The 17,433-nt window shown below is 69.1% G+C and carries 16 protein-coding genes; 13 read left to right on the top strand and 3 right to left on the bottom strand.

Translation table 11 applies throughout. From position 1 onward, the window contains the following. Positions 1-4 precede the first annotated feature (4 nt). The 8 genes from LCL87_RS24440 to LCL87_RS24405 all read left to right on the top strand — a co-directional run bounded on the left by LCL87_RS24440 (position 5) and on the right by LCL87_RS24405 (position 9,106). Positions 5-1,507, top strand: a complete 1,503-nt coding sequence (locus LCL87_RS24440; protein ID WP_225024045.1) for a class I adenylate-forming enzyme family protein — start codon at positions 5-7, stop codon at positions 1,505-1,507. Positions 1,508-1,531: 24 nt separating this feature from the next. Next, positions 1,532-3,931, top strand: a complete 2,400-nt coding sequence (locus LCL87_RS24435; protein WP_225024044.1) for a CoA transferase — start codon at positions 1,532-1,534, stop codon at positions 3,929-3,931. 20 nt (positions 3,932-3,951) lie between these two features. Further along, positions 3,952-5,118 (top strand): thiolase family protein, encoded by a 1,167-nt coding sequence (locus LCL87_RS24430; protein ID WP_225024043.1) that lies wholly within the window; start codon positions 3,952-3,954, stop codon positions 5,116-5,118. Continuing rightward, positions 5,115-5,567 (top strand): OB-fold domain-containing protein, encoded by a 453-nt coding sequence (locus tag LCL87_RS24425; RefSeq protein WP_225024042.1) that lies wholly within the window; start codon positions 5,115-5,117, stop codon positions 5,565-5,567. The genes LCL87_RS24430 and LCL87_RS24425 overlap by 4 nt, the downstream gene beginning before the upstream one ends. Further along, on the top strand, positions 5,564-6,457 hold the full coding sequence (locus LCL87_RS24420) for an SDR family NAD(P)-dependent oxidoreductase (RefSeq protein ID WP_225024041.1): 894 nt from the start codon (positions 5,564-5,566) through the stop codon (positions 6,455-6,457). Before LCL87_RS24425 ends, LCL87_RS24420 begins: the two co-directional genes overlap by 4 nt. An 89-nt stretch (positions 6,458-6,546) precedes the next feature. Further along, positions 6,547-7,710, top strand: a complete 1,164-nt coding sequence (locus LCL87_RS24415) for an amidohydrolase family protein (RefSeq protein WP_225024040.1) — start codon at positions 6,547-6,549, stop codon at positions 7,708-7,710. After that, entirely contained in the window at positions 7,707-7,970 is a 264-nt protein-coding gene (locus LCL87_RS24410) for a hypothetical protein (protein WP_225024039.1), read from the top strand. Before LCL87_RS24415 ends, LCL87_RS24410 begins: the two co-directional genes overlap by 4 nt. Positions 7,971-7,972: 2 nt before the next feature. Then, positions 7,973-9,106, top strand: a complete 1,134-nt coding sequence (locus LCL87_RS24405) for a zinc-dependent alcohol dehydrogenase (RefSeq protein WP_225024038.1) — start codon at positions 7,973-7,975, stop codon at positions 9,104-9,106. 89 nt (positions 9,107-9,195) lie between these two features. Here LCL87_RS24405 and LCL87_RS24400 read toward each other — a convergent pair whose 3' ends face one another. Further along, a complete protein-coding gene (locus LCL87_RS24400) occupies positions 9,196-9,525 on the bottom strand; it encodes an excalibur calcium-binding domain-containing protein (protein WP_225024037.1) in 330 nt (109 codons plus the stop codon). A gap of 394 nt (positions 9,526-9,919) precedes the next feature. Here LCL87_RS24400 and LCL87_RS24395 point away from each other — a divergent pair, with 394 nt between their 5' ends. Next, a complete protein-coding gene (locus LCL87_RS24395) occupies positions 9,920-10,402 on the top strand; it encodes a PASTA domain-containing protein (protein ID WP_225024036.1) in 483 nt (160 codons plus the stop codon). Positions 10,403-10,414: 12 nt separating this feature from the next. Here LCL87_RS24395 and LCL87_RS24390 read toward each other — a convergent pair whose 3' ends face one another. Next, positions 10,415-11,554 carry a T3SS (YopN, CesT) and YbjN peptide-binding chaperone 1 gene (locus tag LCL87_RS24390; protein WP_225024035.1) on the bottom strand — a complete coding sequence of 380 codons (1,140 nt, stop codon included), beginning with the start codon at positions 11,552-11,554 and terminating at the stop codon, positions 10,415-10,417. A 235-nt stretch (positions 11,555-11,789) separates the two neighbouring features. On the opposite strand from LCL87_RS24390, the gene LCL87_RS24385 reads away from it, so the two are divergent. Beyond that, on the top strand, positions 11,790-12,857 hold the full coding sequence (locus tag LCL87_RS24385; RefSeq protein ID WP_225024034.1) for an alpha/beta hydrolase: 1,068 nt from the start codon (positions 11,790-11,792) through the stop codon (positions 12,855-12,857). A 10-nt stretch (positions 12,858-12,867) separates the two neighbouring features. Here LCL87_RS24385 and LCL87_RS24380 read toward each other — a convergent pair whose 3' ends face one another. Next, positions 12,868-13,506: a DUF4232 domain-containing protein gene (locus tag LCL87_RS24380; RefSeq protein WP_225024033.1), complete on the bottom strand. Its 639-nt coding sequence runs from the start codon at positions 13,504-13,506 to the stop codon at positions 12,868-12,870. Positions 13,507-13,726: 220 nt separating this feature from the next. Between LCL87_RS24380 and atzF the strand changes: the two genes are divergently transcribed. From atzF to LCL87_RS24365, 3 genes are all read left to right on the top strand, one after another. Further along, entirely contained in the window at positions 13,727-15,448 is a 1,722-nt protein-coding gene (gene atzF, locus LCL87_RS24375) for an allophanate hydrolase (protein WP_225024032.1), read from the top strand. Positions 15,449-15,615: 167 nt separating this feature from the next. Next, positions 15,616-16,605 (top strand): ABC transporter substrate-binding protein, encoded by a 990-nt coding sequence (locus LCL87_RS24370; RefSeq protein WP_225024031.1) that lies wholly within the window; start codon positions 15,616-15,618, stop codon positions 16,603-16,605. Continuing rightward, positions 16,598-17,416, top strand: a complete 819-nt coding sequence (locus LCL87_RS24365; protein WP_225024030.1) for an ABC transporter permease — start codon at positions 16,598-16,600, stop codon at positions 17,414-17,416. The genes LCL87_RS24370 and LCL87_RS24365 overlap by 8 nt, the downstream gene beginning before the upstream one ends. Positions 17,417-17,433: the final 17 nt, after the last annotated feature.

The raw sequence follows: 17,433 nt of genomic DNA, 5'->3' as shown, positions 1-17,433 counted from the left end.
ATCCATGAACATCCTGACACTTCTCGAGATCGCCGCCGGCGCGGACGGCGACCGAATCGCCATCGGCGACAAGCACGACGGTCTCACCTACGGTCGCCTGCTCGAACTGGCACGCAGCTTCGCGGCCGATCGTGTGGGTGCCCCGGCACGGACCGTGCTGTACGGCTCGACGGCCGGGGCGGCCTTCCCGATCGCACTGTTCGGTGCGGCGTGGGCCGGAATCCCCTTCGCCCCGATCAGCTACCGCCTGGCCGACGACCCGTTGCGTGGGCTCATCGAGGGTCGCGCGCCGGCCCTCCTGGTCGCGGACGGCAGCGTCGCCCGGATCGGTGGCCAGGTGGACGGCGTCGAGATCGCCGAACCGGGTGTGCTGGTCGAGAACCTGAGCGCCGCGGTCGGCGTCGAGATCCCGCCGGCCGAACAGGACCCCGACGCCCCCGCAGTCCTCCTGCACACCAGCGGAACGACCGGTACCCCGAAGGTTGCGATCCTGCGCCACCGGCATCTGGTGTCGTACGTGCTCGGCGGTACCGAACTGTTCAGCGCGGGACCCGACGAGGCCGCTCTCGTCAGTGTTCCGCCGTACCACATCGCGGGTGTTGCGGGCCTGCTCACCGGTCTCTACAGCGGCCGCCGGATCGTGCAGATGCCGAACTTCGACGAGCGTGAGTGGGTGCGACTCGTGCGCGAGCAGGAGATCACCCATGCGATGGTCGTGCCCACGATGCTCGCCCGCATCGTGGAGGTGCTCGCCGAGGACGGGCACGGCCTGCCGTCGCTGCGTCACCTGTCCTACGGCGGTGGCCGCATGCCGCTGCCCGTCATCGAGCGCGCACTCGAACTGCTGCCCGACGTCGATTTCGTCAACGGCTACGGCCTGACCGAAACCTCCTCCTCCGTGGCGGTTCTCGGCCCCGCCGAGCACCGTGCCGCGATCTCGTCGTCGGATCCTGTCGTCCAGCGGCGACTGGGGTCGGTCGGTCTGCCGGTTCCCGACGTCGAGATCGTCGTACGCGACGACGACGGACGCGACGTTCCATCCGGCGAGCGCGGCGAACTGTGGGTGCGTGGCGCCCAGGTGTCGGGGGAGTACTCCGGCGCCTCGCTGCTCGATGCCGACGGCTGGTTCCGCACCCGCGACGGCGGCTGGATCGACGACGGCGGATACGTCTACGTGGAGGGGCGCCTCGACGACGTCATCGTCCGCGGCGGCGAGAACCTGTCGCCGGGCGAGATCGAGGACGTGATCGGCGAGCACCCGTCGGTCGAGGACGTCGTCGTGTACGGCGTTCCGGACGACCAGTGGGGTGAGGTGGTCGTCGCGGCCGTCGTTCCGCGTCCGGACGGTGTGCCCACGGCGGACGAGATCCGCGTCTGGGTGGGCAGCAGGCTGCGGTCGTCCCGCGTACCGGCGTTCGTCGAGTTCCGGACGGACGTACCGCGCAACGACCTGGGCAAGGTCCTGCGGCGCGTCCTGCGCGACGAGTTCGTGCCGGTCACGGCCTGACCCCGCTGGTTGAAAGGAGCCACAGTGCAACAGCAGAACGCAGTGCAACAGCAGCACGTACGGCAGTCGTTGCTGGCCGACTTCCGGGTGGTCGACTTCACGACGGGGATCCCGGGGCCGTACTGCACCAAGATGCTCGTCGACGCGGGCGCCGACGTCGTCAAGATCGAGGGCGGGCCGGACGGTGACCCCTTCCGGCGCCGGAACGGCGATGACGGACCGGCCGACGACGCCCTGTTCCGGTACCTCGCGTCCGGCAAGCGGTCGATCCGGGGGGCGATGCGGGACAAGCACGTTCGCGATCTCGTCGCGGGTGCGGATCTCGTCGTCGAATCCGGCGATCTGACGGCCGAGGACATCGAGCTGATCCGTTCGACGATGCCCGGCGTGGACGTCCTGTCGATCACGCCGTTCGGGCGCACGGGTCCGTGGGCCGATCTGCCGGCCACCGACTTCACGCTCCAGGCCCTCGCCGGGTCGATGGCGATCCGTGGGCCCGAGGGTCGCGAACCGTTGCAGGCCGGTGGCCGCCTCGGTGAGTGGATCGCCGGATCGTTCGCGGCCGCCACGGCGCTCGGCCTGCGCATCGGGGCCCGCAGCCGCGGTCGCGGTGGTGAGTGGGCGGATCTGTCGATGCTCGAATCCATGTGCATCGCAATGGCGCTCTATCATCCGGTCACGGCTGCGCTCTCCGGTGCGCCCGGTCGCCGCACGGCCCGGACGGTGGAGATCCCGTCGATCGAACACTGCTTGGACGGCTACGTCGGCTTCTGCACTATCACCGCGCAGATGTTCCAGGATTTCCTGATCATGATCGACCGCGCGGAGCTGTTGGCCGACGAGTCGATCGTCGACGTGCGCCGGCGCCAGGAACGCTACGCGGAGTTCCAGTCGATGATCGAGGCGTGGTCGTCGACCATGCCGGTCACCGCGATCGACGAGATCGCCAGTGCCATGCGTATTCCCGTGTCACCGATCGGTACCCCTGAGACAGTTACCGAGAATCCGCACTTCGCCGACCGTGGGGTGTTCGTCGAGAACCCCGCCGGCTTCGTCCAGCCGCGGCGACCGTATCTCGTCGACGGAGTGTTGCCCGGCGCCGTCGGTCGTGCGCCCGCCCTCGGCGAACACGACGGCGCGCAGCCGTGGGCGCCGCGAGTGCAGCCGGACCGGCCACTCGACGAGTCGGACGCCGCACCGCTCGCGGGCGTCCGGGTCCTCGACCTCACCGCGTTCTGGGCGGGCCCCGCCGCGACCCAGGTGCTCGCCGGTATGGGCGCCGAGGTGATCAAGGTCGAGTCCGTGCAGCGACCCGACGGCATGCGTTTCACGTCCACCAGGTCTCCGGGCGAGGCAGCCTGGTGGGAGGCCGGCGGCGTCTATCAGGGCGCCAACGCCGGCAAACTCGGCGTGACACTGGATCTGAGCCGCCCCGAGGGCGTCGACGTCCTGTTGGAGATGGTCCGGCACGCCGACGTCGTCATCGAGAACTTCTCGCCCCGTGTGCTCGACAACTTCGGGCTCACGTGGGATCGGCTGCGGGAGGCGAACCCGGCCGTCGTCTTCGTGCGCATGCCGGCGTTCGGGCTGTCCGGCCCGTGGCGGGATCGCACCGGATTCGCGCAGACGATGGAGCAGGCGACGGGGCTGTCGTGGATGACCGGCTATCGCGACGGCAGCCCGATGGTACTCAAGGGCCCGTGCGATCCTGTGGCCGGACTGCATGCCGTGGTCGCGACGCTGTCGGCACTCGAGTACGCCCGGGCCGAGGGCCGGGGCTGCTTCGTCGAGGTGCCGATGGTGGAGAGCGCGTTGAACGTCGCCGCCGAAATGGTGGTCGAGTACAGCGCCTACGGCAACTCGCTGTCCCGCGACGGCAATCGCGGTCCGGTGGCGGCGCCGCAGGGCGTGTACCGGTGCGCGGGCGGGTCGGACGACTGGCTTGCGCTCGCGGCCACCGACGACGTCCACTGGGATGCGATCGCCGCGGTGCTCGAATTGCCCGACACGGTGCTCGACCCGGACTTCGCCACCGCGAACGGGCGGCGTCGTCACCACGATCGGCTCGACGAACTGCTCATCGAGTTCTGTGCGGTCCGTGACGCCGACGAACTCGCGGCCGAACTCGCGGCGCGGGGCGTCCCGGCCGCGCGGGTGGTCGATCCGAGCCGGATCCTCGACAACCCGCAGGTTCGGTACCGCGGCTTCGCGGAGAAGGTCGACCATCCGGTGTTCGGGCCGCTCGAGATCCCCGGCCTCCCGGTCGTGTTCGCAGGTCGCCCGGGACCGGCGTTCACGTCGGCGGCCCCGATGCTGGGCCAGCACAACGACGAGGTGCTGACCGCGCTGGCCGGGCTGGACGCGTCCCGCCTCGGAGATCTCTATGACACCAACGTGATCGGCGAACGCCCCCTTCATCTTTGAATTCGACAGGAGTACTCGATGTGAGTGCACATCCCTTCCGCGACGTGGCGATCGTCGCCGCCTACAACACCGAGCAGGCTCGGGTGTTGGAGGGCCACAACAGTTTCACCATCAGTCTCGAGGCGGCGCGGGGCGTCATCGCCGAGTCCGGCATCGACCCGACCACGATCGACGGCGTGTACAGCAAGACGGCGCCGCAGCTCATCTACTCGCTGGGCCTGGGCCCGGTGTGGAACGCGAACAACCCGGGCGGCATCACCGGTGTCCTGCACGCTGCGAGCGTCGTGGCGGCGGGACTGTGCGAGACCGTCCTGGTGGCCGACGGTGAGGCCGGCCGGTACACCGAACGCGAGTCCACCGCGCCGTGGACGCGGCCGTCCAACGAGTTCGTCGCCCCGTTCGGTCTCTACACCGCCTCGGAGTTCGCCCTCATCGCGCGTCGGCACATGCACCAGCACGGTACGACGCCCGAGCAGATGGCGGCGGTGGCCGCCCGGATCCGCAACAACGGCAACATCAATCCCGACGCGATCTACTACGGGCGCGGTCCGTTCACCGCCGACGACATCCTGGCGTCACGCATGATCGCCGATCCGTTCCACCTGCTCGACTGCGCGATGACCTCCGAGGGCGGCTGCGCGCTCATCGTCACCACCGCCGAGCGCGCCAAGGATCTTCCCGGCAAGCCCGTGTACGTGCTGGGCGGCGGACTGGACCACATGGGCCCGTCCTACCAGCACGCCCCCAGCTGGGATCTCGGCAGCCGGTCGTCGGACATCCCGAACGGGTACGTCGGGCGTCGTGCAGCGCGCAAGTCGTTCGCGATGGCCGGGCTGGCGCCGTCCGACGTCGACGTGGCCGAGCTGTACGACCCCTTCTCGTTCGAGATCATCCGGCAGTTCGAGGCTTTCGGGTTCTGCGGCGACGGGGAGGGCGGCGAGTGGGTCGTCGAGAACGTCACCGGCGACGACCCGCGGCTGCCGATGACCACCGACGGCGGCCTGATGTCGTACAGCCACGGCGGCGGCATCGTGCAGCTCACCCAGCGCATCGCGCGCGGCGTGCACCAGCTTCAGGGCGTCTGCAAGACCAACCAGGTCGACGACGCCGAGGTGGTGCTGTGCAGCAACGGCGGAGCGGGTGCCTTCTTCACCGACGTTTTGCTATTGGGAAGTGAGCGACCATGAGCGAGAACACCATTGCCACCGTGCTGGCGCCGCAGCAGGCAGGGATCCCGCTGCCCGAGCCGACCGTGCTGTCGCAGCCGTTCTGGGACGGGTGTGTCGTCGGGGAACTTCGCTACCAGCGCTGCACCGCGTGCGAACGCGCCGAGTTCGACCCGAACAAGCTGTGCCGCGGGTGTGGGACGGACACTCTCGACTGGCAGGTGAGCGCCGGGCGGGGCACCGTCTACAGCTACACCGAGGTGACCAGGCCCCAGACGCCGGCGTTCACCAGCCCCTACGTCGTGGTCATCGTCGAACTCGACGAGGGCTACCACATGGTGTCGAACATCGTCGGCTGCACACCGGCCGACGTCCGGATCGGACTGCCCGTCGCCGTCGAGTTCCACGAGATCGAGCACGGCGTCGTGCTGCCGTACTTCGCCCCGGCCCTCGATGAGGTGAACGCATGAGCGACAACACGACTCCGCACGTCGCCGTCGTGACCGGTGCCAGCCGTGGCATCGGCCGGGCCATCGCCCGGCGGTTCGCCGCCGACGGCATCCACGTGCTCGCCGTGTCGCGTTCGATGCGGGCCGGCGACGGCCGCCTGCAGGGCTCGCTCGAGGAGACCGTCGCGCAGATCCGCGCCGACGGCGGCACCGCAGATGCCATGGTGTTCGACCTCGGTGACCCGACCGCCGACCGCGCCTCGGTGATCGCCCACGCCGAGTCGGTGTTCGGCGCGCCGGTCGACATCCTCGTCAACAATGCCGCCGCCGGCCGGCACTTCGACCAGCTGTACGGCGCGATGACCCGGGAGTCCTTCTACGACTCGGTGGAGACGAACGTCTGGGCAGGTTGGGACCTTGCGACAGCAGCGGTGCCCGGCATGCGGCAGCGGGGCGCCGGATGGATCCTGAGCATCTCGTCGACCCAGGCGGGGCCGCGCAAGGGTCCGCCGTTCGCTCCGAACTCGACGTTCGGTGCCTGCCTGTACGGCGGCACCAAGGCCATGATCGACCGGATCACGACGGGCGCCGCGATGGACCTGTACGACGACAACATCGCGGTCAACACGCTGGCGCCGGAGTACTCGATCGCCACCGAGAACGCGCTCACCGTGCCCGGTGTCACCACCGGCAACTCCGAACCGGAGGAGACCATCGCCGAGGCCGCGTTGGCGCTCTGCACGGGAGACCCGAAGACGCTGACCGGGAAGATCACCCGGAACCTCGGGTTGCTCGTCGAGTTGGATCGACCGGTCCGCACCCTCGACGGCACCGCGCTCGTTCCGGGCTGGCAGCCCGACGACATCGACAAGACGCGGATCCGACCGGGGTATCTCTCCGCCGTCATCTGACGCCCTGGACTCCGCACACGATTTCGCGGACATCCGTCCTTCGCTAGTGCAACAATCGTTTGTTACAGACTTCTACAGGAGGCACACCAATGCCACTCCAGCCTTGGATGAAGCTCGTCTCGGTCGACGACCACCTCATCGAACACCCCACCGTGTGGGCCGACCGGCTGCCGACCAAGTTCCTCGACGCCGGCCCCCGCATCGTCGAGGAGCCGTCCCCGTCGGGCGGCGCGCCCATGCAGGTCTGGAACTACCAGGGCAAGCGCTTCCCCGCGATCGGGCTCAACGCGGTGGCCGGCAAGAATCCCGAGGACTTCGGAATGGAGCCGGTGCGCTACTCCGACATGATCCCGGGCTGCTACGACCCCAAGGCGCGCCTGGCCGACATGGACCTCGACGGCGTGTGGGCACAGACCTGCTTCCCGTCGTTCCCGCGTTTCGCCGGCGCCCTGTTCACCGTCGAGAGCACGGACATGGAGTTGGCGCTGCTGAGCGTCAAGGCCTACAACGACTACGTCCTCGACGAGTGGTGCGCCGCCGCGCCGGACCGGTTCATCCCGGTGATCATCCTGCCGCTGTGGGACATCGCGGAATGCGTCAAGGAGATCCACCGCACCGCGGCGAAGGGCGCCAAGGGCATCACGTTCCCGGAGGACCCGGTCCCGCTCGGCCTGCCGTCGTACTACACCGCCCACTGGGATCCGGTCTTCGCCGCCGCCCAGGAGACCGGCATGCCGCTGTGCATGCACTTCGGCTCCTCGGGTCGTCCGCCGGCGACCGCGGAGGAGGCCCCGTACGCGGTGACCATCTCGCTGTACGCGACCAACATGATGTCGTCGACCTCGCACCTGCTGTTCTCGCCGGTGTTCCACAAGTTCCCGGGCCTCAAGGTCGCGCTGTCCGAGGGCAACATCGGCTGGGTCCCGTACATGCTCGAGCGCATCGACGCGGTGTGGGAGCGCCATCGGCACTACCAGAACGTGGTTCAGGACGTGGTGCCGTCGACGCTGTGGTTCCAGAACATGTACGGCTGCTTCATCGACGACGACTTCGGCCTCAAGAACCGGCACGTGGTCGGCATCGACAACATCACGTGGGAATGCGACTACCCGCACTCGGACTCGTACTGGCCCAACAGCCGCAAGCACGCCGAGTTCCGCTTCCAGGACGTGCCGGACGACGAGGTCGTCAAGATCGTCGAGACCAACGCGCGTCGGCTGTTCAACTTCCACGACGACGGGGCCGGGGCGTGACGTCGTCCGATCCGTTCGGCTGGCAGCAGCCGCCGATCACCCCGATGACGGCGGAGGAGCGGATCGAGGCGGACGACTGGGTCGAGCAGGATCTGCTCACCCGCGACCTCGCGGTGGAACGCCTCGACGCGGTCGTCGCGCAGGCCACCGCCGAGTTGGCGTACCTGGAGCAGGCCGGGGCCTCGGCCGCGGCGATCGATCTGGTGCGCAGGCGCATCGCGGCCGCCGAGGCGTCCCGCGCATTCGTGGAGGAGAGCTGAGTATGGCAACCACGCCGTTGACGGCAACCGCACTGGTACAGACCGGGCCGCGCGAGGTGCGGTTCGAGGAGTTCCCGATTCCGGTCCTCGAACCCGGCGCCGCGCTGCTCCGGGTGGAGGCGAACGGGCTGTGCGCCAGCGACATCGATTCGTGGGAGGTGAAGCACTCGGCCTACGAGCCGGGGGTGTCGCCGTTCCCGCGGATCAACGGTCACGAGATCGTCGGCATCATCGAGGAGATCGCCGGTGGCCCGCGGTCGGACGGCGTACGGGTCGGCGACCGGGTCGCCGTCAATCCCTTCCTCGGGTGCGGTCGGTGCGACGCGTGCCGTGAGGGTTCGACCATCCGCTGTTCCGGGTGGCCGTTCCGCCCGAATGCATACGGGTACATCCCGACTCGGCACGCGCCCGCGCTGTGGGGTGGGTACTCGACGCACGTCTACATCCACCCGAACGCGATCCTGCACCCGTTCCCGGCAAGCACCGACCCGCTCGACGCCACGCTGTGGAATCCGTTGGCGGCCGCGATCGACTGGGCGGTGACGACACCCGGCACGACGATCGGGACGACCATCGCGATCCTGGGCTGCGGTCAGCGTGGGCTCGCCGCGGTCGTCGCCGCGAAGGCGGCCGGCGCCGACACGATCCTCGCGACCGGACTGTCGCGGGACCGGCACAAGCTCGATCTCGCAAAGGAATTCGGTGCCGACGTGGTGGTCGACGTCGAGACCGAGGACCTGCGGGAGGCGGCGCACCAGACGACCGGCGGACGCGGATTCGACGTCGTGCTCGACACGTCGCCGCACGCGACCGGCCCGATCCTCGACGCGCTCGACATCGTCCGGACCGGCGGCACGGTGGTGTCGGCGGGGCTGAAGACCCGGCCGATCGAGAACTTCCCGATCGACCTGCTGACGCTCAAGAACATCCGGTTGATCGGGTGCGGCGGGTCCAGCGTCCAGTCGTATCAGCAGGCAGCGAGCATCGTCGCGTCCGGCCGATTCCCGCTCAGCCGCATGCGCACCCATGTGCTGGGCTTCGATCGCCTCGAGTACGGGATCGAACTGCTCCGCGGCGACCATCCCGAGGAGCGGCCGATCAACATCGTGATCACCCCGACCACGACCGACGCCTGACAGGTCGGGCTCCGTCCCGCACCCGAAGTGGTCTCCCGCACGCGCAATCGAGGGCGCGGCGGGTCAGTTCGGGCGCGGGACGAGCGGTGCTACTCGCAGGCGATTCCGTCGTTGTCGCGATCGAGGTGCGGGGCGTAACCGGCCTGGCCGCGGTAGATCGGCGTGACGCCGGCGTTGCGCGCCTCGGTGCAGTTCTTGTACCCGGACTGCGGGCGAGGAGCCTGCGGTGCGGGGGCTGCCTGCGGAGCAGGAGCAGGAGCAGGCGCGGGCGCCGGGGCGGGAGCGGCCGCCGGAGCCGGAGGCGCGAGTGGCGGTGCGGCGACCGGAGGAAGCATCGAACCGAGTGCGTCGGCGGATCCCGTGGGGATCAGGCCGACGATCTCGCGGGGCAGGAAATCCTGAATTGTTCCGGGCCGCATGACCGTTCCTGGAGCGGGCGGAAGCAGGGGCTGAACAGCATCCGCGACGAACTGTGGAATTGCATTGGCGACTGCGGGCGGTAGGAAGTCGTGAACGGTCGATGCCGACGCGATCGCCGGCGCAGCGACGGAAACCGCAGCGCAGCCGACGAGAGACAGTGTGAGCGTGCGAAGACGCATGGGAACTCGATTCGTGGAAGATGCCGCGGGAGTGCGCGACCTCGTGATGATGTGACAGGACTGTCTACCGTAGAACCTTTCGGTTGGTTTGTTCGGGGTATCGCAACGCGCGCCCAGGACCTTGCTGTATAACTTCGGCCGTTGACCAAAACGCGCCACCCGATCGGTGGCCGGATCCGGGGGAGCTTCGATGAAGACGTCAGGTGTTCGTGTCGTGCGCGGAAACAGGAGCGCGGGGGTGGCGGTCGTGCTGGGGATCGGCGTGGCTGTTGCCGGATCCCTGACGGCTTGTGGGTCGTCCGAGGATGCGAGCGCTGCGGCGCCCGCAACGACGTCGACCGTGACCGTCGCACCGGCGGCCACGTATGCACCGCCCGCGTCGAGTGCGGTGGCGCTCCCGTCCGCGACGGTTCCCGCTGCTTCCCCGTCCCCGTCCCCGTCCCCGGCACCGGCCTCTGCCCCGACGCTCGTGCCCATGCCGAACGTGATGTGCATGAATCTCCAGGACGCGCAGGACCTCATCCAGGAGAACGGAGTCTTCTTCTCGCGCAGCGCGGATGCGTCGGGCAAGGGGCGCAATCAGGTCGTCGACTCGAACTGGATCGTCGTCGGACAGACCCCGGCCGTGGGTGCGCTGATCGGTGAGGGCGATGCCGTGCTGTCCGTCGTGAAGATCGGTGAACCGAACCCCTGCTGACGGCGGGTGACGCTACTGGTCGTCGAGGTCGTCGAACAGTGACGGCTGGATGGGCTCCTCGACGGGGTGGGGACGCTCGGACTTGTTGTCCGGCAGTTCTTCTCGACGTGGATCCGGCACCTCGGCGGGCGTCTCGGTCGGGGCCGGCGGGGCGTCGCCGACGGTGACGGGAGGCGTCGCCGGGAAATGCAGGACGCCTCCGAAGTGCGACGCGAACTCTTCGTCGACCCCGTTCAGGAAGTCGCCGAGGTGCTCGACCATGTCTGCCAGATGCTGCGGCACGAACGGGTCGGCGAGCATGTCGATCATCACCCGGAGCCGGTCCTCGTACAGCGCGAAGCGCAGGTACGGCCACCGGCGGTTGAGGTCGGTGACGAGTTCCGCGGCGCGGGTGCGCCCGCTGATGTCGCGCACCAGGGGCGCCCACAGCTGGATCTCGGGCGCGGCCTCGTTCGCGATCACCAGCGCGAGGGCGGCGCCGAACCGGAGCACGATGTCGCCGTCCTGATCGCGTTCGGGAGCGTGGCCGAGGATGTCGGTGACGGTCTGCGCGATTACCTCGCGCAGGTGCTCCGTGTCCCGCGGCCGGATCGCCAGGTGCCGGTCGAGGGGCGTGGGACGCGGGGTCGCGTCGGGCGTCTGTCCGGGCACGGGTTCGGCTTCCTCACCGAGGTGATGCAGCGCGAGGAAGCTCGGGTGCGGGACGTCCCAGGTCTCCCGGAAGACGGCGACGATCATCGCCGCGAGCTGATCCGCCCACCGAGACGTCTTCTCGACGAGGAGCGCGGGCTCGTCGCCGATATCGAAGTCCTCGAACTGCAGCGGCGGCTCGGCCGGATCAGGTTCGATCCACCCCTGGGACCGCAGGTGCGCGCGGTCGGCGCCGGTCAGCCGTCGTCGCGGCGGCAGTTGCAGATCCGTGGGTATCTCGCAACGGACGACAGGGCCGTCGGACGACGCCGCCACCCGGCACTGCACGAAGGGCGTGCGGCCGTCGGCGTCGTCGGTCTCGGATGTGGTCTCGAGAATCAACTGGTCGTCGACGGACGCTGCAGCGATGCGGTCGGCGAGGCCTGACCGGAACGAAGCCCAAGCGTCGTCGAGCGCGCGATCGAAGTCGCTGCCAGCAGATCTGTTCGAGAACTCGGACACAGCAATACGGTATCGCGCCCGTCGAGTGGAAATCGAAGCGGCGGTCCGGGGCAGGCGGTCGTGACGGATTGGAGCCGAATGTCGGTTTGTCCGAGCGTTCGCCTACTGTCCCGGATCGAGTTCGAATACTGGGAGGTATGTAATGAGGGTCGTTCGCGATCAGGACGGCAGGAACGGCGTTCGACGGCGGCGGGGAGGTCGGGCCGGCTCGGCGGCGGTGTTGGGTACCGCGGCGATGGCTCTGGTTCTCTCGGCAGCGCCCGCAGCGGCGCAGGGGAGCCTCGATTCCGGAAGCCTGGGCAGCCTGGGCAGCCTGGCCGGAAGTTCCGGCGCCGGCAGTGTGGGGGCGGGTTCGTCGATCCCGGAGGCACTCCAGGAGGATCCGGGGCCGCCGCCCGTGCTGCGGGACGACATCGTGACCCCGAAGATCGTCGGGGAGAAGTCTCTGTCGGCGCAGGCTGTCCAGCTGACTGTCGCGTCCCCGGCGCTGCGCCGTGAGGTGACGGTGCAGGTGCTCCTGCCTGCGGACCGATCGGTGCCCCGCCCGACGCTCTACATGCTCGATGGTGTGAGCGCACGCAACAACAACAGCGGGTGGATGAACGCGGGACTCGGTGGTGCTCCTGCGTTCTTCGCGGACAAGGACGTCAATGTCGTCCTGGTCAACGGTGGGCGCGCGAGTCTCTACACGGACTGGGACGAGATCGATCCCAAGCTGGGTCTCAACAGGTGGGAGACCTACCTCACGCAGGAACTGCCCGGGCTGATCGATGCGAAGCTCGGGACCAACGGGGTCAACGCGATTGCGGGCAACTCGATGGGCGCGCAGGCGGCGGTGATGCTCACGCACCGGAACCCCGACCTCTACCGCGGTGTCGCGGCATTCAGCGGGTGCTATTCCACCGACGACGCGCTCGGCCGCCTCGTCCTGCAGACGACGATCACCTCACAGGGCGGCGACCCCACCAACATGTGGTCGGATCCGCAGGGCCCCGAGTGGCGCGCGCACGACTCGGTCCGCAACGCCGAGCAACTGCGTGGCAAGCCGATCTACCTGTCGGTGTCCAACGGGCTGCCCGGCAAGTTCGAGGAGGGGACCGACAACATGCGGCGTCTCGTGCTCGGCGGGACGATCGAGGCGAGTGCCAACGTCTGTACCCACATCTTCGAGTCCCGCCTGAAGCAGCTCGACATTCCGGTCACGGTCGACTACGCGGGCGCGGGTGTCCACGAATGGGACTACTGGCGCGTCCAGTTGCCCAAGGCCTGGCCGACGCTCGCGAAGGCGCTCGGTCTCTCCTGACGAGACCTGATCAGCCGGTGACGGCCTGGACCGACAGTTGGTTCAGGCCGTCGCCTGTCTTCGAGCACCCGGTGGTCGCGTACGGGACGAAGATCGACCCGGTGTCGTTCGGCGGGTACACGCGCAGACCGGCGACCGGGGTGGGTGCACACGTGTCCGCCGGGTAGTTCTGCACTTCCGCCGCGCGCACCATCGCGGTCGCGGTCGAGCCGGGGGTGAGCGTGACCGCTCCGGTGGACGCTCCGGAGCGGGTCGCGGCCGCACCCACCTGGGCACCGTCCGCGCCGCCCTGCACGTAGGAGACGCCGGGGAAGCCGTCGAGCACGCAGGTTCGCCCGCTGACATTGGTGAAGACGAGGGGGAGTTCGGTCGACCCGGCGGCGCCCTGGGCCTGTCCGAGGGTCAGGCGCAGTTCGCTGACGACGCAACCGGCCTGCTGCTGCGCCGTCGTCGCCCCGGCCGCGGTCATCGGGGTCGATGCTGCCGCGGCCTTCGTCGTGGCGGCCGCCGCCGCAGCGGTGACGGACGTCGTCGGGCCGGGCGACGGTTCGGCGGCGCCGCTCTCGTCGCTGCCGCAGGCCGCGGTGGTGAGCACGGCGGCGATGCCGACGATGCCGAGCGTGCGGATCAGGACGGGATTTCGGGGCATCGCGAACACTCCTGGAAGACGTCGGATCGATTCCAGTGAATATCGCACGCGGGCAGTGCCCCTGCAGATCGGCTCGCCGAACGGTCGACCGGGCGGAGCGCGATCGGACACGTGATCGTCACTCCGTGTAGCGCGGATGTAACAGCAGCTCACCTAGCGTATACAGCGACGTATACATGGTTGGGCCGGTTGTGCGGCCCGTGCGAGAAAGCGGCCACCGATGACGACATTCGACGCCAGCACCCCCACCGAACGCGTGCGGGCGGCTTTCGCACGCATCGCCGAGAGTGCCCGTCCCGAGGTGTGGATCCACGTGCGGCCCGAGCCGGACGTCCTCTCCGACGCCGCCGACGTGGAGCGTCGAGTCGCGGCCGGTGAATCGCTGCCCCTCGCGGGCACGGTGTTCGCCGTCAAGGACAACATCGACGTGGCCGGACTGCCGACCACGGCGGCCTGCCCCGAGTTCGCGTACGTCGCCGATGCGTCGTCACCGGCGGTGGATCGGCTCGTCGCCGCCGGCGCGGTCCTTGTCGGCAAGACGAACCTGGACCAGTTCGCGACGGGGCTCGTCGGCACCCGCAGCCCGTACGGCGTCGTTCGATCTGCCACGCATCCCGATCGGGTGTCCGGAGGGTCGAGTTCGGGATCCGGTGCGGCGGTGGGCCTGGGCCTCGTCGATTTCGCGCTCGGCACCGATACCGCGGGCTCGGGGCGGGTTCCGGCAGCGTTCAACGGTGTCGTAGGTATCAAGCCCACGCTCGGCCTGGTGCCGACGCGCGGCGTCGTGCCGGCATGCGCGGACTTCGACTGCGTCACTGTTCTGGCACCCACGGTCGGCCTCGCCGGACTGGCGATGTCGATCATGATCGGCCCCGACGCTGCCGATCCCCGCAGCCGGTCGTGGCCGGCTGATGTCGCGCTGGCGGCGCCGCAGCGTGCCCGGGTCGGTGTCCCGATCGAGGCGCAACTGGACGTGCTCTCGGAGAGCTACCGGCGCAGTTTCGCGGCCGCCGTGGCGCGGGCGGAGGACGCCGGCCTCGACATCGTCCGGGTGGACATCGCTCCGTTGCTCGCGGCCGCGCGCCTGCTCTACGACGGCGCCCTCGTCGCCGAAAGATTCGATGCGGTAGGGGAGTTCGTCGTCGCGAACCCCGATGCGGCGCTGGATCCGACGGTGGCCGCGATCGTCCGGCGCTCGGCCGAGCCGTCGGCTCACGAGTTCGTGCGAGACGCCGGTGTTCTCGTGGCCGCGAAGCACTACGCCGCCGGCCTGTTCGCCGATCTGGACGCCCTGCTGCTGCCGACGACGACCGAGCATCCACTCATCGACGACGTGCTCGCCGATCCGGTCGAGATCAATCGTCGGCTCGGTATTTTCACCAACTTCTGCAACCTGCTGGACCTGGCCTCCGTCGCGGTGCCGGCGACCGGCGAACCGCACGAGTCCTTCGGCGTGATGACCGTGACGCCGGCGTTCGGCGACCAGGTCGCGCTCGACGTGGCTGCGCGGTTCGTGGCGAGTGACACGGCCGTCGTCGCTCCCGAGGAGGGCATTCTGCTGGCGGTGTTCGGCGCACACCTGCGTGGACAGCCGCTGCACCACCAGCTGGAGACGCTGGGAGCGCGGTTCGTGCGGGCCGTCGACACCACCGGCGACTACCTCATGGTGCGCCTGGACTCCGTGCCGCCCAAGCCGGGTCTGGTGCGGGTGGCCGAGGGTGGCGTGGGCCGGTCCCTGCCGGGCGAGCTGTACCGCATCTCGGCGGCCGGTCTCGGGTCCTTCCTGGCCGCGTTGCCGGAGCCGATGGCGCTCACCGCGATGACACTCGCCGACGGAACCCACGCGGTCGGGTTCACCTGCACGCCCGCGGCGGCGGCAGCGGGCGCGGACATCACCGAGTTCGGTGGCTGGCGTGCCTTCCTCGCCGGTGTCCCCGCGTGACGTCCAGGTAACGCGAACGGGGCCTCCCGGGCAGATTCGTTAACACTGCGAACACAACGCGGACCACACCGCGTAATCGCGTCGAACGACAGTATTCATGAGCGGATACAGCGTCGTATACCGGTTCGCTGCAGTGCCTTTCGAAAATCTCTACCCAGGAGGCCCCCATGCCCCTTCGTCCATTGCGATGGTTCGCCGTCGTCGTTGCCGCGATAGCGGTGCTGTTCACGACGGCATGCAGCAACATCGATTCGACGTTCGCGGCCCGGCCCGCCGGCGGTGGTGATCGAGCCGATGTCGTCAAGGTCGGGACCCTGCGGGGGCAGCCCCACCTGTTCCATCCGTTCTTCTACGAACGATTCGTTCCCGAGGGAACCGCGGTCGACGTGGTCGTGTTCGACAGTTCGCCCGACATCAAGAACGCACTGGTCAGTGGCGCCATCGACTTCGGTGTCGCGGGCGTTCCGGCGTTCCTCTCGGGTTCTGCTGCAGGACAGGATGTTCGGCTCGTCGCATCGGCCGCCGATGGGGGTACCGGCATCGTCGCGGCGCCGGGTATCGAGTCGGTCGACGACCTGCGGGGGCAGAAGGTCGGCTTCCCGCTCGGTTCCTCGCAGGAGATCCTGCTCCGCCTGACGCTCGCACGGCTCGGGCTGGACCCGGCGCGGGACGTCCAGTTGGTCAACCTCCCGTTCTCGGACATGGCCAAGGCCCTTGCGACCGGCCAGATCTCGGCCTTCGCGTCCGCGGAGCTCGGCCCGGCCACCGCGATCGAGGCCGGCGCGCACAGCCTCGTCTCGCCGTACGACACGCCGGTGGGCCGGGTGAACATCGGCCTGGCCACGACGCAGCGCACGATCGACGCGAAGCCCGAACTGGTGCAGACGATCGTCGATACCCACGTCCGGACGGCCGAGTTCATGGCCGGCGATCGCGACGCGTGGCACCGCGGTGTGGTGGAGGAGTTCGGTCTGAACCCCGACGTCGCCGCGACCGCGATCGCGAACATCTGGCCGCGATCGGACCTGTCCGCCGACTACCGCGGCCAGGTGGCCGCTCTGGTCCGTCAGATGGTGGCGCTCGGACAGATCCCGGTGGAGCCCGACCTCGAGGAGTTCGTCGACGATTCGTTCCTGAAGGAGTCTGCAGATGCCTGACGTATCGACACTGAAGAAGAAGGCCGCCGTGCTCTACGGCCTTCCCGCGCTCGCCCTGCTCGTCGGCTTCTGGAGTCTCGGCGTCCGCTTCGGGTGGACGCTCCCGCTCGGTATCCAGATGCGATTCCTGCCGCCGCCCGGCGAGGTGGCGGGCCGGATGTGGGACGTCGCGGTCGGCGGCGTCCACGACGACGCCTACAGCGGATCGCTGTGGCGCCACCTCGCCGCCAGCACCCTGCGGGTCCTCAACGGGTTCCTCCTCGCGGCCGCGCTCGCGATCCCGCTCGGTGTGCTGATGGGTCGCTTCGGGCCGGTGCGCCGGGCACTCGAGACGACCGTGAACCTGGTGCGCCCCATCCCGGTCACCGCGTGGGCCCCGCTGACCCTGCTCATCATCGGCTACGGCGACCGCTCCACGATCTTCCTCATCTTCGTCGCCGCGTTCTTCCCGATCCTGCTCAACACGACCGTCGGTGTCGCCCAGGTTCCGCCCCGACTGCTCGAGGCGGCAGCCATGCTCGGCACCCCCAAGGCGAAGACGCTCTACAAGATCGTGATTCCCAGTGCGATGCAGAGCATCACGAGTGGCCTGCGGATCGCGCTCGGCCTCTCCTGGGTGGTGCTCGTCGTGGGCGAGACCGTGGGTATCTCCACCGGTCTGGGCGCGATGATCACCCAGGCGCGCGACATGAGCCGCACGGATCTGATCATCGCGGGCATGGTCTTCATCGGCCTCGCCGGCTTCGTCACCGACCGCTTCATGGGGTGGCTCCTGCGGGTCGCGACCCGCGGACGTCCCGGGTTGTCCTGACCCGCAGCACGATTCTC

Source organism: Prescottella equi (assembly GCF_020171745.1).
In the GTDB taxonomy this organism is placed as follows: domain Bacteria; phylum Actinomycetota; class Actinomycetes; order Mycobacteriales; family Mycobacteriaceae; genus Prescottella; species Prescottella equi_A.
Note: the sequence above shows the minus strand (reverse complement) of the source record. Positions and strands in the feature narration are given on the sequence as shown.

What these genes read in the sequence shown, in the direction of transcription:
- LCL87_RS24440 (WP_225024045.1), top strand. Translation starts at nt 5, where the DNA reads ATGAACATCCTGACACTTCTCGAGATCGCCGCCGGCGCGGACGGCGAC.
- LCL87_RS24425 (WP_225024042.1), top strand. Translation starts at nt 5,115, where the DNA reads ATGAGCGAGAACACCATTGCCACCGTGCTGGCGCCGCAGCAGGCAGGG.
- LCL87_RS24420 (WP_225024041.1), top strand. Translation starts at nt 5,564, where the DNA reads ATGAGCGACAACACGACTCCGCACGTCGCCGTCGTGACCGGTGCCAGC.
- LCL87_RS24415 (WP_225024040.1), top strand. Translation starts at nt 6,547, where the DNA reads ATGCCACTCCAGCCTTGGATGAAGCTCGTCTCGGTCGACGACCACCTC.
- LCL87_RS24405 (WP_225024038.1), top strand. Translation starts at nt 7,973, where the DNA reads ATGGCAACCACGCCGTTGACGGCAACCGCACTGGTACAGACCGGGCCG.
- LCL87_RS24400 (WP_225024037.1), bottom strand. Translation starts at nt 9,525, where the DNA reads ATGCGGCCCGGAACAATTCAGGATTTCCTGCCCCGCGAGATCGTCGGC.
- LCL87_RS24385 (WP_225024034.1), top strand. Translation starts at nt 11,790, where the DNA reads ATGGCTCTGGTTCTCTCGGCAGCGCCCGCAGCGGCGCAGGGGAGCCTC.
- LCL87_RS24380 (WP_225024033.1), bottom strand. Translation starts at nt 13,506, where the DNA reads ATGCCCCGAAATCCCGTCCTGATCCGCACGCTCGGCATCGTCGGCATC.
- atzF (WP_225024032.1), top strand. Translation starts at nt 13,727, where the DNA reads ATGACGACATTCGACGCCAGCACCCCCACCGAACGCGTGCGGGCGGCT.
- LCL87_RS24370 (WP_225024031.1), top strand. Translation starts at nt 15,616, where the DNA reads ATGCCCCTTCGTCCATTGCGATGGTTCGCCGTCGTCGTTGCCGCGATA.
- LCL87_RS24365 (WP_225024030.1), top strand. Translation starts at nt 16,598, where the DNA reads ATGCCTGACGTATCGACACTGAAGAAGAAGGCCGCCGTGCTCTACGGC.